The 16,037-nt window shown below is 72.9% G+C and carries 14 protein-coding genes; 6 read left to right on the forward strand and 8 right to left on the reverse strand.

Features of this window, described 5'->3' with window-relative positions:
- Position 1 precedes the first annotated feature (1 nt).
- From ACIA5G_RS36105 to ACIA5G_RS36120, 4 genes are read right to left on the reverse strand one after another with little or no spacing between them, the layout of a single operon-like run.
- The gene (locus ACIA5G_RS36105) at positions 2-973 is read right to left on the reverse strand and encodes an AAA family ATPase (RefSeq protein ID WP_395931544.1); all 972 of its coding nucleotides are present in this window, start codon (positions 971-973) and stop codon (positions 2-4) included.
- Entirely contained in the window at positions 970-2,109 is a 1,140-nt protein-coding gene (locus tag ACIA5G_RS36110; RefSeq protein ID WP_395931546.1) for a DUF4350 domain-containing protein, read from the reverse strand. The genes ACIA5G_RS36105 and ACIA5G_RS36110 overlap by 4 nt, the downstream gene beginning before the upstream one ends.
- Positions 2,106-2,747: a DUF4129 domain-containing protein gene (locus tag ACIA5G_RS36115; protein ID WP_395931548.1), complete on the reverse strand. Its 642-nt coding sequence runs from the start codon at positions 2,745-2,747 to the stop codon at positions 2,106-2,108. The genes ACIA5G_RS36110 and ACIA5G_RS36115 overlap by 4 nt, the downstream gene beginning before the upstream one ends.
- Positions 2,741-3,922, reverse strand: a complete 1,182-nt coding sequence (locus ACIA5G_RS36120) for a hypothetical protein (RefSeq protein WP_395931550.1) — start codon at positions 3,920-3,922, stop codon at positions 2,741-2,743. Before ACIA5G_RS36120 ends, ACIA5G_RS36115 begins: the two co-directional genes overlap by 7 nt.
- 251 nt (positions 3,923-4,173) lie before the next feature.
- Between ACIA5G_RS36120 and ACIA5G_RS36125 the strand changes: the two genes are divergently transcribed.
- Entirely contained in the window at positions 4,174-5,196 is a 1,023-nt protein-coding gene (locus tag ACIA5G_RS36125) for a neutral zinc metallopeptidase (protein WP_395931552.1), read from the forward strand.
- Here the strand turns inward: ACIA5G_RS36125 and ACIA5G_RS36130 are convergent.
- A complete protein-coding gene (locus ACIA5G_RS36130; protein ID WP_395932260.1) occupies positions 5,189-5,617 on the reverse strand; it encodes a hypothetical protein in 429 nt (142 codons plus the stop codon). The two genes, ACIA5G_RS36125 and ACIA5G_RS36130, sit on opposite strands and share 8 nt — an antisense overlap.
- A gap of 104 nt (positions 5,618-5,721) precedes the next feature.
- Entirely contained in the window at positions 5,722-6,801 is a 1,080-nt protein-coding gene (locus ACIA5G_RS36135) for a potassium channel family protein (protein WP_395931554.1), read from the reverse strand.
- 91 nt (positions 6,802-6,892) lie between these two features.
- On the opposite strand from ACIA5G_RS36135, the gene ACIA5G_RS36140 reads away from it, so the two are divergent.
- Positions 6,893-7,261 (forward strand): hypothetical protein, encoded by a 369-nt coding sequence (locus tag ACIA5G_RS36140; RefSeq protein WP_395931556.1) that lies wholly within the window; start codon positions 6,893-6,895, stop codon positions 7,259-7,261.
- A 125-nt stretch (positions 7,262-7,386) separates the two neighbouring features.
- Here the strand turns inward: ACIA5G_RS36140 and ACIA5G_RS36145 are convergent, their stop codons facing one another.
- Both ACIA5G_RS36145 and ACIA5G_RS36150 read right to left on the reverse strand, forming a co-directional pair.
- Positions 7,387-10,638 (reverse strand): ATP-dependent helicase, encoded by a 3,252-nt coding sequence (locus ACIA5G_RS36145; RefSeq protein WP_395931558.1) that lies wholly within the window; start codon positions 10,636-10,638, stop codon positions 7,387-7,389.
- Positions 10,635-13,847 (reverse strand): ATP-dependent helicase, encoded by a 3,213-nt coding sequence (locus ACIA5G_RS36150; protein WP_395931560.1) that lies wholly within the window; start codon positions 13,845-13,847, stop codon positions 10,635-10,637. The genes ACIA5G_RS36145 and ACIA5G_RS36150 overlap by 4 nt, the downstream gene beginning before the upstream one ends.
- 133 nt (positions 13,848-13,980) lie before the next feature.
- Here ACIA5G_RS36150 and ACIA5G_RS36155 point away from each other — a divergent pair, with 133 nt between their 5' ends.
- The 4 genes from ACIA5G_RS36155 (at position 13,981) to ACIA5G_RS36170 (ending at position 16,035) form a co-directional block, all read left to right on the forward strand.
- Positions 13,981-14,304: an MGMT family protein gene (locus tag ACIA5G_RS36155; RefSeq protein ID WP_395931562.1), complete on the forward strand. Its 324-nt coding sequence runs from the start codon at positions 13,981-13,983 to the stop codon at positions 14,302-14,304.
- Positions 14,305-14,332: 28 nt separating this feature from the next.
- Positions 14,333-15,190 carry a siderophore-interacting protein gene (locus tag ACIA5G_RS36160; protein WP_395931564.1) on the forward strand — a complete coding sequence of 286 codons (858 nt, stop codon included), beginning with the start codon at positions 14,333-14,335 and terminating at the stop codon, positions 15,188-15,190.
- Between the two features lie 81 nt (positions 15,191-15,271).
- The gene (locus ACIA5G_RS36165) at positions 15,272-15,706 is read left to right on the forward strand and encodes an SRPBCC domain-containing protein (RefSeq protein WP_395931566.1); all 435 of its coding nucleotides are present in this window, start codon (positions 15,272-15,274) and stop codon (positions 15,704-15,706) included.
- A complete protein-coding gene (locus tag ACIA5G_RS36170; RefSeq protein WP_395931568.1) occupies positions 15,706-16,035 on the forward strand; it encodes an ArsR/SmtB family transcription factor in 330 nt (109 codons plus the stop codon). The genes ACIA5G_RS36165 and ACIA5G_RS36170 overlap by 1 nt, the downstream gene beginning before the upstream one ends.
- The last annotated feature ends 2 nt before the right edge of the window (positions 16,036-16,037 follow it).

The following is a 16,037-nucleotide window of genomic DNA, read 5'->3' on the forward strand; positions in this document are numbered from 1 at the left end:
GTCAGCGCGGCACGGGCACGGACGCGAGCACGCGGTCCAGCACACCGTCCGCGGTGACGCCCTCGAGCTCCGCTTCCGGCCGCACATCGAGCCGGTGCCGCAACGCCGGCCGCGCCAGCGCCTTGACGTCGTCCGGGGTCGCGTAGTCGCGCCCGGCGAGCCACGCCCAAGCGCGCGTTACCGCCAGCAACGCCGTGGCACCACGCGGAGAAACGCCGATGCGCACCGACGGCAGTGACCGCGTCGCCCGGCACAGGTCGACGACGTACCCGATCACCTCGGGCCCGATCGTCACGCGCGCAACGGCTTCGCGCGCGGCCGCCAGCTCCGTCGCGCCCGCGACCGACTTGAGGCCGGCCGCGGCGAGGTTGCGCGGGTCGAAGCCCTGCGCGTGCCGCCACAGGATGCCGATCTCGTCCTCGCGCGACGGCGTCGGCATGGTCAGCTTCAGCAGGAACCGGTCCAGCTGCGCCTCCGGCAGCGGGTAGGTGCCCTCGTACTCCACCGGGTTCTGGGTGGCGATCACGATGAACGGATCGGGCAGCGGCCGGGTCTTGCCGTCGAGCGAAACCTGCCGCTCCTCCATCGCCTCCAGCAGCGACGACTGCGTCTTCGGCGGTGTCCGGTTGATCTCGTCGGCGAGCAGCAGGTTCGTGAACACCGGGCCCTCGCGGAAGGAGAACTCGCCGCTGTGCGCGTCGTAGACGATCGAGCCGGTGACGTCGCCGGGCATCAGGTCCGGCGTGAACTGCACGCGTGTGGTCTCCAGGTCCAGCGACGCGGCCAGGGCGCGCACCAGCAGCGTCTTCGCCACGCCCGGGACGCCTTCGAGCAGCACGTGCCCCCGGCAGAGCAACGCCAGGATCAACCCGGTGACCGCGGCGTCGTTGCCGACGACGGCCTTGCCGACCTCACCGCGCAGCGCGATCAGCGCGTCACGGGCCCCGGTCGCGTTTTCGGTACCGCTGCTCAACTTCGCCCCACCTCTCGTTCCACCCTGTCCAGTTCGCCGGCCAGCCGGACCAGCGCGGGGTCGTCCGGCGCCGGCGGGCCGTAGAGCACCGCGCCGACGTCGTTCGCCGGCCGTCCGGTCCGCTCGCTCACCGAGTTCACGAGCGCCGCCGCGTCGGCGTCGCGCGGCAGGCCCAGCGCGGTCCGCAGCCGGGTCCGCGCCGCCTCCCGCAGCGTCTCGCCCGCGTGCCCCGCCGCCTTCGCCCGCCGGTACAGCCGGGCCCGGCCCTCGGCGGTTTCGGCCGCACGCACGACGATCGGCAGCGGCTCGGTGACCACCGGGCCGAGCCGGCGCGCCCGCCACAGTGCCAGCAGCGCCACCGCGATGAACGCCTGCGTCGCGCCGAAGTACCAGCCGTCCGGGATCAGCTCGAAGATCGACTTGCGGGTGTCGTCCAGCGCCGGGTCCGTCGCCGACGGCAGGTACCAGACGAGCTTCGGGTGCGCCCCGAGCAGGTGCAGCGCCAGCGCCGCGTTGCCCTGCTCCGCGAGGTTCGCGTTGACCAGCGGCGCGGACGAGCCGAGCAGCGTGGTCGTGCCGCCCGCGTCGGCGAGCTGCAGCATCGTGCCGCCGCCGTCCTCGCCGGGGTAACACGAGCGCGCGCCGGGTGACGCGTAGCCGATCCCGCCGAGCGTGACGTCGCCCGCCGCGATCGCCGCGGCCACCGTGCACTGCGGGCCGAGCGTGCCTTCGTCGCTCTGGCCGACCGGGTGCACCAGCGGCAGCGAATCGTGCAGCGTCGGCGCGCCCGGCGTCACCAGGACGACGTCGGCGGCGCGCTCCCGCAGCGTGTCGAGCCGCTTCCCCGGGACCAGGTCCGGCTGGGTGACCAGCAGTGTTGCGCCGTCGCCGGTCTCGTCGTCCGCTTCGTCGATGGTGCGCACCGTGCGGACGTCCACGCCCTGGTCCCGCAGGAGCTGCGCAAGCGCGTGCGCGCCGCCCGGTTCGTAGGAGCCGGGTTCGAGCGCGCCGTGCGTCTGCTCGCCGCGGCCGAGCAGGAGCAGGGCGCCGGCGGCGAAGACCAGGACGACGAGGGCGAGCGGGACGCGGGCGCCGCGCCAGATCCGGCGCAGGTCCGGCGAAACCGAGGTGCTCACGAGCCCGCCATGGCGACCGGCTTTTCGCGGCGGCAGCGTTCGTCCAGCTCGGTCAGCGTGGTGTACGCCGCTTCGGTGCCTTCGCGGCCGCCGTAGTGGACGTCGTCGAAGAGCCGCGCGCCGTGGCGCAGCTCGTCCGCGACGTTCGGCAGCAGCACCCCGGCCTCGATGGCGGCCTCGTCCGCCGTCCGGCCGGAGCGGGCGTCGAGCAGCGCGCGTTCCTCCAGCGCCCGCACGACGGCGCGGAAGCGGTCGCGGACGGCGTCGTCGTAGCGGCCGGCGGATGCGGCTTCGGCGGCCGAGCGGCGGTAGTCGGCGGCGCTCTTGCGCTGCCCGTCGAAGACCAGCCGGTCGGCGCGGGACGCGCGGGCGACCTTGCCGGTGCGCAGCCGGATCACCACGACGAGCACGATCAGCAGCACGAGGACCAGCAGCAGCCCGAAGATCCCGCCCGGGACCACCGACGAAAGGCCGTTCAGCAGCTTCTCCAGCTGCTCGCCGAGCCATTGCGCGACCTGCTGGAGGATGTTCGGCTGCGCGTCCCGGTACTTCGGGTCGGACAGCTCCTCGGCGGCCGCGCGCCGCGCTGAGTCCCGGTCGATGTCGACCGGGACGTCGGTGAGCAGCAGCGTCACCATGCCTGCGGCGGCTGCTGCGGCACCCCGGCCGCGCGGGCCAGCTCGATGTCCATGCCCTCGCGGCGCATCCGCTGGTCGAGGTAAACGATCACGGTGACCAGCGTGACGAACGGGATCCCGATGGTGCCGGCGATGATCTGCCCGGCCGACTGCAGCAGCAGGTCTCCGGTGCTCGGCACGAACGCCTTGCCCGGGTTCAGGATCTGGTCGAACACGCCGCTGCCCAGGCTGAACGGGATCGAGATGATGTTCTCGAAGAACGACTCGATGATCCGCGCCAGGAACAGGATGCCCAGCACCCGCCAGAAGGCGCCGCTGACCAGCTTGACCGACCGCGAAAGCGCCTGCCGGAAGGTGCCGCGTTCGAGGACCAGCGCGGGGGCCGCGAGCGCCCAGAACACCCAGGCCAGCACGCCGGGGATGATGCAGAGCATCAGGCCGATCGTGGTGACCAGCGCGTAGACGAACGCCACGCCGAACAGCGGCAGCAGCCGCGGCTGCACCTCGCGCCACGCGACGCCGAAGGTGACCTCACGGCCGAGCGCGGCGCGGCCCATCACCGCGGCCATCAGGCCGGTGGTGACCGTCATCAGCAGCGACGAGATCAACGTGGTCGGGAGCAGCACGAGCAGCAGGTCGCCGAACGCGCCGAAGACCAGGTCACGCGCCTCCTCCTCGGTCGCGCCCGGGCCGAGCTCGGCTGTCGAGGCGAGGTTCTCGAGGTCGGCGAGCGCGTACTTCTGCACGAGGAACGTGAGCCCGGCGGTGATCACGGCCATCACCGCGCCGAGGCCGAGGATCAGCAGCGGGTGGCGGCGGATCGCGGTGATCGCGCCGTCGAGGATGTCGCCGATGTTGAGCGGCCGCAGCGCGATCACGCCGGGCTTGCCGAGCCCGTGCGGGTTCCAGCGCGGCTGCGGCGGGTGCGGCGCGTACTGGGGCGCGCCGTAGGACGCGGTCGGCGGGGCGGGCCGGCCCGGCGCCTCCCAGCCGGGTGGCGGAGCGGCCTGCGGGTCCGGCGCCTGCCACCCACGCGGCGGCGTCGCCTGTGACGCGGAGTGATCCTCCGGCGGCTTCGGTTCACCCGATCCAGGGGCGGGAGCCTGGGGGATCCCCTGGCTCGGTGTCGGCGTGTCGGCGCCCTCTCCGCCGGGCGCGCCACCGGTGTCTGTCATCGAAGCCCCTCGCCTGCAGTGCCTGCTTGCCCACACTCTTTCAGAGCCGGTCACACCCGGCCAGACCTGGGGTGACGTCCGTGCGCCGTGACCACACGCGCACGGACGGGTGCGAGAGGGGTCGTTCCCCCGATATGCTGAACGGCGGGATCGGGTACCCCCGGTCCGTACCGAGACCCTTCGGGACTGCCTAGATGACGCAACCGCCCCCCGGCCAGGTACCGCCTCGCGGAACCGTTCAGCCGCCGCCGGTGCCGGATGCGCAACCGGATCTCCCGTGGCTGGGCCGCCCGCACACCGTCTCCGCACCGAAGCGCCGTTCGCCCGCGGCGATCATCGGGGTCTGCCTCGGCGCGGTGGCCGTGCTGGTGCTCGGGCTGGTCGCGATCGTGGCCCTCAACCGCGACGAGACCCCGCTGGCGAACGCGAACTACCGCGACACGCCGTCGTCCCAGGACGTCCCTTCGCAGCTACCGCCCGGCGGCGCGGGCGCCCCGGCGTCGGCGTCACCCGGCCCGTCGACCGACCTGTCGACGCCGAGCGCGACCGGGCCCCAGAAGATCCTCAAGCTGGCCGACCACCCGATCCTCCAGGACCCGAACGCGGGCCTGCAGAACCGCGTCTGCACGCTGCCGGCCTGGCAGAGCACCCAGACGGGCGCCGAAGCGTTCTTCACGGCGGCCAGCAAGTGCCTGGACGCGGCGTGGGGCCCGTTCCTCACCGCCTACGGCCTGCCGTTCACCCCGCCGGCCCTGCACTTCCCGACCGGCGCGAGCTTCGAGACCGAGTGCGGCACCATCCAGGTCGGCATCGCGACCGCGGCGTACTACTGCGAGAACAACCTGTACGTCCCGTTCCGCGGGCTGCAGACCGACCAGTACGGCAACAACCCCGGCGTCTACCTGGCCCTGTTCGCCCACGAGTACGGCCACCACGTGCAGGAGGTCGCCGGGCTGATGGACGCGGCCTGGCAGAAGATCTACGAGGCCGGCCAGAACAGCCCGGCCGGGCTCGAGATGTCGCGGCGCAAGGAACTGCAGGCCCAGTGCTTCTCAGGGATGTTCCTCGGCGCGCACGTCGACCAGGGCGGCACGATCGGCCGCGACATGTACAACAAGGCCTGGAACGACCAGGAGACCCGCGGCGACAACACGTCCCGCAGCCACGACCACGGGACGAACGCGCACTACGCGTCCTGGTGGCGAGCGGGCGCGACGAGCAACCGGATCGCCGACTGCAACACCTTCGCGGCGCCGTCGTCCGAGGTCAGCTGACCTTCGCCGGCTTGGCGGGCTTCACCGGGAGCCGCAGCCAGAGGTAGACGAACATCCCGCCGGAGAAGCACGCGAACACCAGCAGCGCGAGCCCCAGCGGGCGGCGAGCGTCCGAAGCGCCCGCCGAGGTGTCGGCCACCTGGACCGGCACCGTGCCCTGGTCGGGCAGCACCTCCGGCACGTGGACGTCGACGCGCTCGCCCTGGCCGTGCCCGCAGCCGTTGAGCGTGCCCTCGAGGCTCTTGCCGGCGACGGTGAACTTCACGTTCTCGACCGCGTCCGGCCGGTCACACGGTGCCGGCTTGGTGACCTCCGCCTGCACCGGCGCGCCCAGCTCGTCGTTCGAGATACCCAGCAGCCCGGGCCCGGCCAGCCAGGCGAGCAGCACGACGAGCACACCCGCCGCGGCGGGGATCGCCACCGTGGGCCACTTCAGGGCGAGGGGTCGCGGGGGCACCCGGCCATGGTTCCAGATCTCGCGGCCAAAACCCAGGCGGCCCGGTCCCGCCCACCGGCGAAACGGACCTACCGTTCGATCTTCTCCGCCTGCGTCACCTTCTTGACGTAGAGCAGCTTGTCGCCGGGTTCGATGGCGTCGGCCTGCGGGGCGTCGACGCGGTACAGGACGCCGTCGCGGACCACGCCGAGCACGAGGTCGGACAGGTGCCGCGGCGACCCGCCCTCCTCCGAGGGCTCGACCGCCCGCTCGGCGATCGCCAGGCCTGATTCGGGCGTGAGCAAATCCTCCATGATGTCCACGACCAGCGGCGTCGACGTCGCCATGCCGAGCAGCCGCCCGGCCGTTTCGCTGGAGACGACGACCTGGTTGGCGCCGGACTGCTTGAGCAGGTGGACGTTCTCCGCCTCCCGCACCGACGCCACGATGTGCGCCTTGGGCGCCAGCTCGCGGGCGGTGAGCGTGACGAGCACCGCCGTGTCGTCGCGGTTCGGGGCGACCACGACCGCCCGCGCGTGCTGCACCGCGGCGACGCGCAGGACGTCCGCCCGGGTGGCCGAGCCGTGCACGGCCACGAGACCGAGCGCGCTCGCCGCGTCGAGGGCCTGCTGGTCGGTGTCCACCACGACGATCTGGCCCGGTTCGACGTTCTCGTCGCCGAGCAGGGCGTTGACGGCGGACCGGCCCTTGGTGCCGAACCCGACGACGACCGTGTGGTCGCGCACCTTCGTCCTCCACTTCTGGATCTTGAACGCCTGGCGGGAGCGCTCGGTGAGCACTTCCAGGGTGGTGCCGACCAGGACGATGAGGAAGAGCACCCGCAGCGGGGTGATCACCAGCACGTTCACCAGCCGGGCGGACGACGTGGCCGGCGCGATGTCGCCGTAGCCGGTGGTCGAGAGCGAGACGGTCGCGTAGTAGAGGCTGTCCAGCAGGGACAGGCCGTCACCGTTCGCGTCGCGGTAGCCGTCCCGGTCGACGTAGACGATGATCACCGTCAGCAACAACGCCAGTGTTGCGCCGACCACCCGCTTCACGATCGAGCGGAGCGGGCTGACCGTCAGCTCGGGCATCCGCAGGATGCCGACGAGCTCGTGGTCCGGGCGATCGGTGAGACTGCCCAGCGGCAGCCGCCTCAGGGCCTTCATGCACCCGGTCCCAGCGGCAGGTGTCGAGCGTCACTCACGCCCGGAGGATAGCCGAACCGGGTGAGCCGCCGCCGCGTGGAACGATGAGTCCATGGCTACCTCACAACGGCCCGCGCACTTACTGGCCGGGGTGCTGGGCTTCATGGGCGTCCTGCACTTCGCCGTGCCGAAGCCCTTCGACCGGCTGATCCCCCGTTCGCTCCCCGGCTCGCGCCGGGCGTGGACGTACAGTTCGGGTGTCGCCGAGCTGACGGTCGCGGCCGCGGTGGCGGCCCCGCGGACCCGCCGCCTGGGCGGCCTGGCGGCGGCCCTGCTGTTCGTCGGCGTCTTCCCGGGCAACGTCAAGATGGCGGTCGACGCCCGCCGCGCCCCGCTGCCGCAGCGCGCAATCGCCTTCGGCCGGCTTCCGCTGCAGTGGCCGCTGATCGCGTGGGCCCTGAAGGTCCGCGACCGCGCCTGACCCGCGTGATCGAGCCCGGAATTCGCGTGATTGAAGACGTAACTCGCGTGTTCGAGGCCGGAACTCGCGAGTTACGGGTCTGATCACGCCGGTTACGTCCCCGATCACGCGAGTTACGGGTCTGGTCACGCCTCGGGGATGTTGCGCAGGAGCTGGCGGAGGCCTTCCGGGTCCAGGAGGTCGGCCGGGCGTATCGTGCGGTTCGCGCGTACGTAGTGGAACGCCGCGCGGACCTGCTCCACCGGGACGTTCTTCAGTGCCGCCCACGCCATCCGGTACGCCGCGAGCTGCACCGCCAGCACCGGCAGCCGGGACTCCGGCGGGACCGAGCCCGTCTTCCAGTCGACCACTTCCCAGTAGCCGTCGGCGTGCCAGAAGACGGCGTCCATGCGGCCGCGCAGGGTGATGCCCTCGACGTCCGCCGAGAACGTCACCTCCACCGCGCTCGGCACGCGCGCGGCCCATTCGCTCGCCTCGAACGCTTCCCGCAGCTCTTCGAAGTCCGAGTCGGGCGCCTCGCCGAAGTCGGCCGCGCCCGGGAGGTCGTCGATCTCGATGAGCTGGTCGCCGGCGAAGCGGCGCTCCAGCCAGCCGTGGAACTCCGTGCCGCGGCGGGCGAAGCTGTTGGGCTCCACCGGGAGCGGGCGGCCGAGGTCCGTCGCGAGCCGGTCGGCGTCGTCGGCGAGCGAGACCAGCTGGCTCACCGAAAGCTTCGACGGCAGCGGGACCCGCCGGACGCGATCGTCCTTGCGCGCCCACTCCGCCAGCAGGACGTCGGTGTCGGTCGTCCACCCGTCCGGATCGTCCACTTCGGACTCTTCGGACTCTTCGGAGTCCTCAGGAGCAGCGGCCAGCGCCTCGAACACCAGGTCCACCCCGGTCTGCACGCCGGTGCGGCGGTCGGCCAGCGGGTCGAGCGGCCACCGGGCCGTCCGCGAGTCCGACACCAGCGGGTTCTCGTCCTCGGCAGCCGGCTCCGGCGCCCACTCGGCGAGCTGCCCGACGCCCGTTTCCCGCAGGACGCCGGCGATCTCCGTCAGGAACTCCGACGGCCCCTTGAACCGGCTGCTGCTCTCGTTCCACCAGTGCCCGGAGACGATCAGCGCGTGCTCGGACCGGGTCAGCGCGACGTAACACAGCCGCCGCTCCTCCGACTGCTCCCGCTCGACGAACCCCGCCTCGTGCAGCTCCAGTCCTTCTTGGACTTCCTTGCGGTCGTACCCCTCGGCGATCCGCAGCTCCGGCAGGTCCTCGGCGTCCCCGCGCAACGCCGCGGGCAGCGACGTCGCCGTCCGCAGCCACGACGACGACCGCCGTCGCCCCGGGAAGACGTCCTGCACCAGGTGCGGGACGGCGACAACCTCCCACTCGAGGCCCTTCGCCGAGTGCACGGTGAGCACCTGCACGCGGTCCGGCACCACCTCGACCTCACCCGGGGTGAGCCCGTCCTCGGCGTGCGCGGCCGTGTTCAGGTAGTCCACAAAGGACAACAGGGTCGCCGTCGGCGCCGTCTCGGCGTAGTCGGTGACGACTTCGGCAAACGCGTCCAGGTGCGCGCGCCCGGCGGATCCCGGACGTGCCAGCGACTCCACGTCCAGGAGCATCGTGCGTTCGACGTCGGCGACCAGCTCCGGCAGTGACTGGTCGAGCCGCCGCCGCAGCGCGGAAAGCTCCCGGTTGACGCGCTTGATCCGCTGGTAACCCTCCGCCGAATACCGCTCCGGCGCGCCCGGCTCGTCGATCGCGTCGATCAGCCCGGCCTGCTCGACGCGGTCCACGACCAGCTCCGGGCCCTCGGCCTTCTCAGGGCTCGACAGCTCCCCCGCCCGCCGCCACAGCGCGGCGACGTCGGCGGCCGCGAGCCGCCAGCGGGCGCCGGTCAGCAGGCGGGCCGCGGCGCTGCCCGACAGCGGGTCCGCGAGCACCTTCAACGTCGAGACGAGGTCGGCGACCTCGGGTTCGTCCAGCAGCCCGCCGAGCCCGACCACCTCGACCGGCAGCCCGCGCGCCCGCAGCTCGGCGGCGATCGGGGCCATGTCGGCGCGGCGCCGCACCAGCACCGCCGCGGTCGGCGGTTTGCCGGTCTCCTCGTGCACGCTGTGCCAGCGCCGGGCCAGCGCGTCGGCGACCCACTCGCGTTCGGCGCGGATGTCCGGCAGCAGCGCGCACGCGATGTCCGCGGCTCCGGCGCCTTCGCGCGCCCGCAGGCGTTCGACACCGAGGCCGCGCGCCCGCAGCGGCTCGGCGATGGCGTTGGCGAGGTCGAGGATCTCCGGCGGGTTCCGGAAGCTGGTCAGCAGCCCGAAATCCCGGGCGGGCACCAGCCGTTCGCCGTCGAAGCGCGGGAAGTCCGTGGTGAACCGGGGCAGGTTGGCCGCGCTGGCGCCGCGCCAGCCGTAGATCGCCTGGGCCGGGTCGCCGACCGCGGTGACCGGCATCGGCGGGTTCTCGACCCCGCCGAACAGCGCCCGCAGCAGCACGCGCTGGGCGTGCCCGGTGTCCTGGTACTCGTCGAGCAGCACCGCGCCGAAGCGCTCCCGCTCACCGCGGACGACGGACGGGTACCCGCTCGCGAGCTGGGCGGCCAGCGACATCTGGTCGGCGAAGTCGAGCGCGCCCTCGTTGCGCTTGCGCCGGTGGTAGTCCTCCACCAGCGGCAGCAGCGCGAGCCGGAAGTGCTGCGCCGCCATGATTTCGGTGAGCTTCTGCGGCAGCGCGGCCCGCTGCCCCTTGGCCCGCGGCGCGTTCTCGATGACGCGGCACATCCACGTGGTGTACTCGGCGAGCTGCTCGACCGAGATCAGGTGCTCCCCCAGCTCCCCGGCCAGCGTGAGGACGTCCGCGGTCACCGTCGGCGGCACGCGGTCGGTGTCCAGCTCGTTGTCCCAGGTGGACACCACGCGGTGCGCGATCTGCCACGACGACGTCTCCGACAGCAGCCGGACGCCGGGCTGCACCGGCAGCCGCAGCCCGTGTTCGGACAGCAGCCGCCCGGCGTAGGCGTGGTAGGTCAGCACGGTCGGCTCACCCGCGACGACGGTGGCGCGCAGCCCGCCGGTCGGGTCGAGCCGGTCGAGCAGCCCGGACCCGGCGAGCCGCCGCAGCCGCGCGCGGACGCGTTCGCCCAGCTGGCGCGCGGCCTTGCGGGTGAAGGTCAGGCCGAGCACGCGGTCGGGGCTGACGATCCCGTTGGCCACCAGCCAGACCACGCGCGCGGCCATGGTCTCGGTCTTGCCCGCGCCGGCCCCGGCGACGACCAGCGACGGTTCGACCGGCGCGGCGATCACGGTGGCCTGTTCGGGGGTCGGCCGGTGCAGGCCGAGCGCGTCGGCGAGTTCCGCGGGCTCGACCGGATTCGCGATGAGCAGCGGACTCACGGGCCCGGCACCTGCCTGCCTTCGGGCCGCAGCGGGCAGCAACCGCGCGCCGGGCAGCGGTCGCAGTCCGGGTTCTCCTGGGCCTGGTAGTCCGGGCCGGTCGCCGACGCGGCCGCGGCCTGCACCAGCTCCAGCCACTGCTTGCCGCCCGCTTCGTCCATCGGCGGCTGCGAACGCTCGGTGGACCCCGTCTTGTTGTTCGCCTTCGCGACGTACACCAGCCGCGCGCCGCCGGGCTCGTTGCTGCCCTTGATCGCGCCGAGCAGCACCGCGAGCTGGTACGCCGCCAGCTGCGGGTGCGTCTCCGCATCCTTGCCGGACACCGGGATCTTGCCGGTCTTGATGTCGACGACGACCGGGCGACCCTCGCTGTCCAGCTCGACCCGGTCGACGCGCCCCCGCAACAGCACGCGCACTTCGTCGGAGCCCGCGGCCGGCAGCTCGACCTCGATGTCCTGCTCGACCCCGGCTTCCTTCAGCTCCGCGCGGCTGCGTTCCAGCCACGTGACGAAGTTCTGCAGCATCCCCTCGACCCGGCGGCGCTCGCGCCGGGAGAACCACGGCGCGCCCGCGTCGACGCGCACCCAGGCGTCGTCGAGCGCGGCCTGCAGTTCGGCGTCGGTGCTGCCGGACGCGACGGCCTGGGCGAGCCCGTGCACCAGCGTCCCGGTGACGGCGGCCAGCTGCGCCGGGTCGCTGCCGCCGTGCCGCTCGATCATCCAGCGCAGCGGGCACTTCGTCAGGATTTCCACTGTGGACGGTGAGATCCGGATCAGGTCGCCGGGCGGGTGCACCGGCGCGTCGGTGGACGCCGGGAGCAGGCCGTACCACGTGCTCGGGTGCGCGCCGGGCACCTTGGCCTCGGCCAGGCGCGCAAGCTCCTTCGCCGCCCGACGCCGGCGTTGCGGGTCGGCCTTGTCGTCGCAGACGACCTCGCGCAGCTCCCCCACCAGCTCGGCGAGCACCAGCGACCGGCCCGGCGGTTTCATCCGCGAGTCGAGGCCGCCGTCGTCGGCGCCGTTCTCCTCCAGGTCGTCGAGGAAGCGTGACGGTTGCTCGTCCTCACCTGAAACCGCCGTGACCAGCAGTGTCTTCTTCGCGCGGCTCATCGCGAGGTAGAACAGGCGGCGTTCTTCGGCGAGGATCGGCGCGGTCTGCGACACGGCGTCGTCGTCGACCCCGGCCATCAGGTCCTTGAGCCGCTCGACGCCGAGCACGGACCCGCGCAGCCGAAGATCCGGCCACGCGCCCTCCTGGACCCCGGCGACGGCGACCACTGTCCACTCGCGACCGGCGGCCGCGTGCGCGGTGAGCAGCGAGACACCGTCGGACGGGACGGCGGACGGGGCGAGCGTGTCCCCCGCGATCCGTTGCGCGCCCAGGTAATCCGCGAAAGACGCGACACTCGAGCGAGGCAGCCTGTCGACGTACCGGCCGGCCGCGTCGAACAGCGCGACCACGGCGTCGAGGTCACGGTCGGCCTGCGCGCCCAGCGAACCGCCGCGTTCGACCTGCTTCAGCAGCTTCTGCTCGAACCCGCTTTCCTGCCACAGCTGCCACAGCACCTGCTCGACGCCGTCCCCGCGCGCCACCGCCTGGTGGGTGAGGCGCAGCAGCCCGCCGACCCGCCGCACCGGCTCGGCCTCCGCGTCGGCCAGGCCGACGAGGATGTCCCCGCCGCGCAAGGCTTCCACGAGCAGCTCGTCACTCGACCGCTGGCCGCCGCCGGCCAGTTCGAGCCGGCGCAGGCCGCGGCGCAACCGGCGCAGGGCCAGCGGGTCCGCACCGCCGAGCGCGGACGACAGCAGCATCTCGGCGAGGTCGACGTCGAGCAGTTCCGGTTGCGGCGCCAGCTTCAGCACAGCCAGCAGCGGCCGCACCGCGGGCTGCTTCGCCAGCGGCAGCTCCTCGGTCGCCGATCCGATCGGGACGCCCGCCGCGCGCAAAGCGCGTTGCAGCACCAGGAAGGTCCGCGCGGGCGACCGGACGAGCACCGCGATCTCCGACCACGGCACCCCGTCGACGAGGTGCGCGCGGCGCAGCTGGTCGGCGATCCAGCTCGCCTCGGCAGCCGGCGTCGGCATCACGCGGACGCGGACGTTGCCGCCGGTGGCACCCTCCGGCGCGACGATCTTGCGATGCTGGGACGCGCCAGGCAGCGTCCTACCGATCTTCGCGACCGCCACCCGCACGGCCGGCGCGAGCCGATGGGCCGTGGTGAGGGTGACGGTCCGGCTGCCGTCCGGGTCGGCGTCGGCGAACAGGTGCGCGTCGGCGCCACGGAAGGAGAACACGTTCTGGTCGGGGTCGCCGGCCACGACGAACTCGGCGGCGGTGTGCCCGATCACCCGGACCAGGCTGGTCTGCAGCGGGTCGAGGTGGTGGGCGTCGTCGACGAACAGGTGCCGTACGCGGGTGCGCTCACGTTCGCGCAGCTCGTCGTCGTCCTCCAGGGCGAGCAGCGCCGACGTGACGAGCTCGGCGGCGTCCAGCGCGGGCGCGCTCGCCACGCCCAGCGCGTTGCCGCCGGCACCCTGCAGCTGCGTGACTTCTTCGTACTGCGCCCAGAACTGCCCGGCGGCGACCCACTCCTCACGCCCGCGGCGGCGGCCCAGTTCGGCGAGGTCCTCCGGGCCGAGCCCGCGTTCGGCCGCGCGCATCAGCAGGTCGCGCAGCTCTTCGGCGAACCCGGGCACCATCAGGGCCGGGCGCAGCTGCTCCGGCCAGTACTCGGCTTCTTCGTCGAGGTCACCGGCCAGCAGCTCGCGGACGACGACGTCCTGTTCGGCGCCGGCGAGCAGCCGGGGCGCCGGGAGCTCTTCGGCGTTCGCTTCCAGCCGCAGCAGCGAGTACGCGTACGAGTGGACGGTGCGCACCAGCGGTTCGCGGACCGTCCGGGGCAGCGGCCGCGCCTGGTCGGGGTCGGCGGTGAGCCGCCGGGTGATGTCGGCACGCAGCGCGTCGGCGGCCTTGCGCGACGTGGTCAGCACCAGCACGCTCTCCGGGTCGGCGCCCTCGGCGATGCGGCGGGTGGCGGCCGAGGCCAGCAGTGACGTCTTGCCGGTGCCGGGGCCGCCGAGCACGCGGAGGAACCCGCCGGGCGCGGAGAGCACCCGCCGGGCGCCGGAATCCCAGGTGAACGTGGGTGTGCCGGCGATCGGCGGGCGCACCAGCCGCGCGTCCGACTGCGCCGTTCGCCTCGCGTTCACCCAGCGATGGAACCACGACCGGAGTAACCGGCGTGGCACCGGCACGCCTTAACCGCGGCGCGTTCGGTGAAGGTGCCGGAGCGTGCGGCGGGCGGCCACCGAAAGTGTCGTACCCGTGCGGCAGAGTGGTGGCATGGACGACGTTCTGCACGAGCGCGTGCGGGAAATCATCGAGTCGGTGCCGGCCGGCACGGTCGCGACGTACGGCGACATCGCGGCGCTCGCCGGGGCGCCCTCACCGCGGATGGTCGGCGCGATCCTCGCCGAGGACGGGCACGACCTGCCGTGGCACCGGATCCTGCGCGCGAACGGGACACCGGCGCCGCACCTGATCCACGACCAGCTGGAGCGGCTGCGCGCGGAAGGTGTGCTCGCCGACGGCCAGCGCGTCAACCTGCGGAAGTACCGGTGGCAGCCGGACGATCAGCCGGACGACGGCAAGGAGGGCCTGTTCTGACCGCCCTTTTTTAGGTTAGCCTCCCCTAATGACGACGCAGGTGGAGCGCCCCGCCCTGACCTACCACCGGGCGCGGGTGACCGTGGTCCGGCCGGTCACCCCGCACGTGGTGCGCGTGACCTTCGAAGCGGCGAGCTTCCGCGAGGTCGAGGCCGGTGCGCCCGACCAGTACGTCAAGGTCTTCTTCCCGTTGCCCGGCCAGGAAGCGCCGGTGCTGCCGGAGACCGGCTCCGACGTCATGTCGTGGTACCGCACGTACCTCGCGATGCCGGACGACACCCGCCCGCCGATGCGCACGTACACCGTGCGAGCCCACCGGCCTGCGTCGGCGGAGATCGACGTCGACTTCGTCCTCCACGGTGACCACGGGCCGGCTTCGGCGTGGGCGTCCCGGGTCACGCCGGGCGACCGGGTGGCGTTCCTCGGGCCGCACGGCCTGTACGACGTCCCGGCCGGCACCGACTGGCAGCTCCTGGTCGGCGACGAGACGGCGTTGCCCGCGATCGGCGCGATCATCGAGCAGCTCCCGCCCGGCACGCGTGCTTCGGCCTACATCGAGGTCTCCGAGCGCGAAGAGCGTCAGACGTTCGAGACGCGCGGAGTGGTCGAAGTCCACTGGCTGCTTCGCGGCGCCCGCCCGCTGGGACAACCACTGCTGGACGCGATGCGGACGGCGACCTTCCCCGGCGGAGCGCCGTACGCCTGGGTGTCGGGCGAAGCGGGCGTTGTGAAGCAGGTGCGGCGCCACCTCGTGCGAGAGCGGGAAGTCGACAAGCAGCGGATCTGCTTCACGGGCTACTGGCGGCTCGGCGTCAGCGAGGAGGCGGCGAGCCGGGCGGCGGTCCGCGCGGCCGAAGCCGGCGAAACCCCCGCCGACCAGGACTGACGCTTCACGTGCAACCTTGAGGTTGCACAGCACTCCGTCATGTGCAACTCTGGTGTTGCACATGAGACGAAGGAGGGCACCATGCTCAGCGACACGATCGAACGCGAGATCCTGATCGCCGCGAAGCCGGCCAAGGTCTGGCCGCTGGTGGCCGAGCCCGGGTTCTGGGCGACCGACGACGAGACCGTCCGGGGCACGCTGGCCGAAGAAGGCCAGACCCTGGTGGTCACGCACTCGGAGCACGGCGAGTTCCCGCTGCGCGTCGAGAAGGTCGACCCGCCGAACTACCTGGCGTACCGGTGGGTGAGCGCGTTCCCCGGCGAAGAGCTGCGCGAGGACAACTCGACGCTCGTCGAGTTCACCCTGACGCCCGAGGGTGACGGCACCCGGCTGCGCGTCGTGGAGAGCGGGTTCACCACACTGCCGACGCCCGACGAGAACCGCCACAACGTGATCAAGGACCACACCGCCGGCTGGGAGCAGTGCTTCACCGCACTCGCGACGCGCGCCGAGTGATGTCCCCCGACGTCGTCGACGGTGTCCTGGCCGCCCTGGCCGATCCGACCCGCCGACAGCTGCTGGACCTGCTCGCCACCCACGGCCAAGCCACCGCGACCACGCTCGCCGGCGGCCTCCCCGTCTCGCGGCAGGCGATCGTCAAACACCTCACCGTCCTCGACGCGGCCGGGCTGGTCGACAGCGTGAAGGTGGGCCGCGAGGTCCGCTACGCGGTGCGCTCCGCGGCCCTGGACGCGACGGCTCGCTGGATGGCCTCGCTCGCCGCCGACTGGGACCGCCGCCTGGCCAAGATCAAGCGCCTCGCGGAGGCCGCCGAAGAGGACTGATC

The organism is Amycolatopsis sp. NPDC051758, from assembly GCF_044453095.1.
Taxonomy (GTDB): Bacteria; Actinomycetota; Actinomycetes; order Mycobacteriales; family Pseudonocardiaceae; genus Amycolatopsis.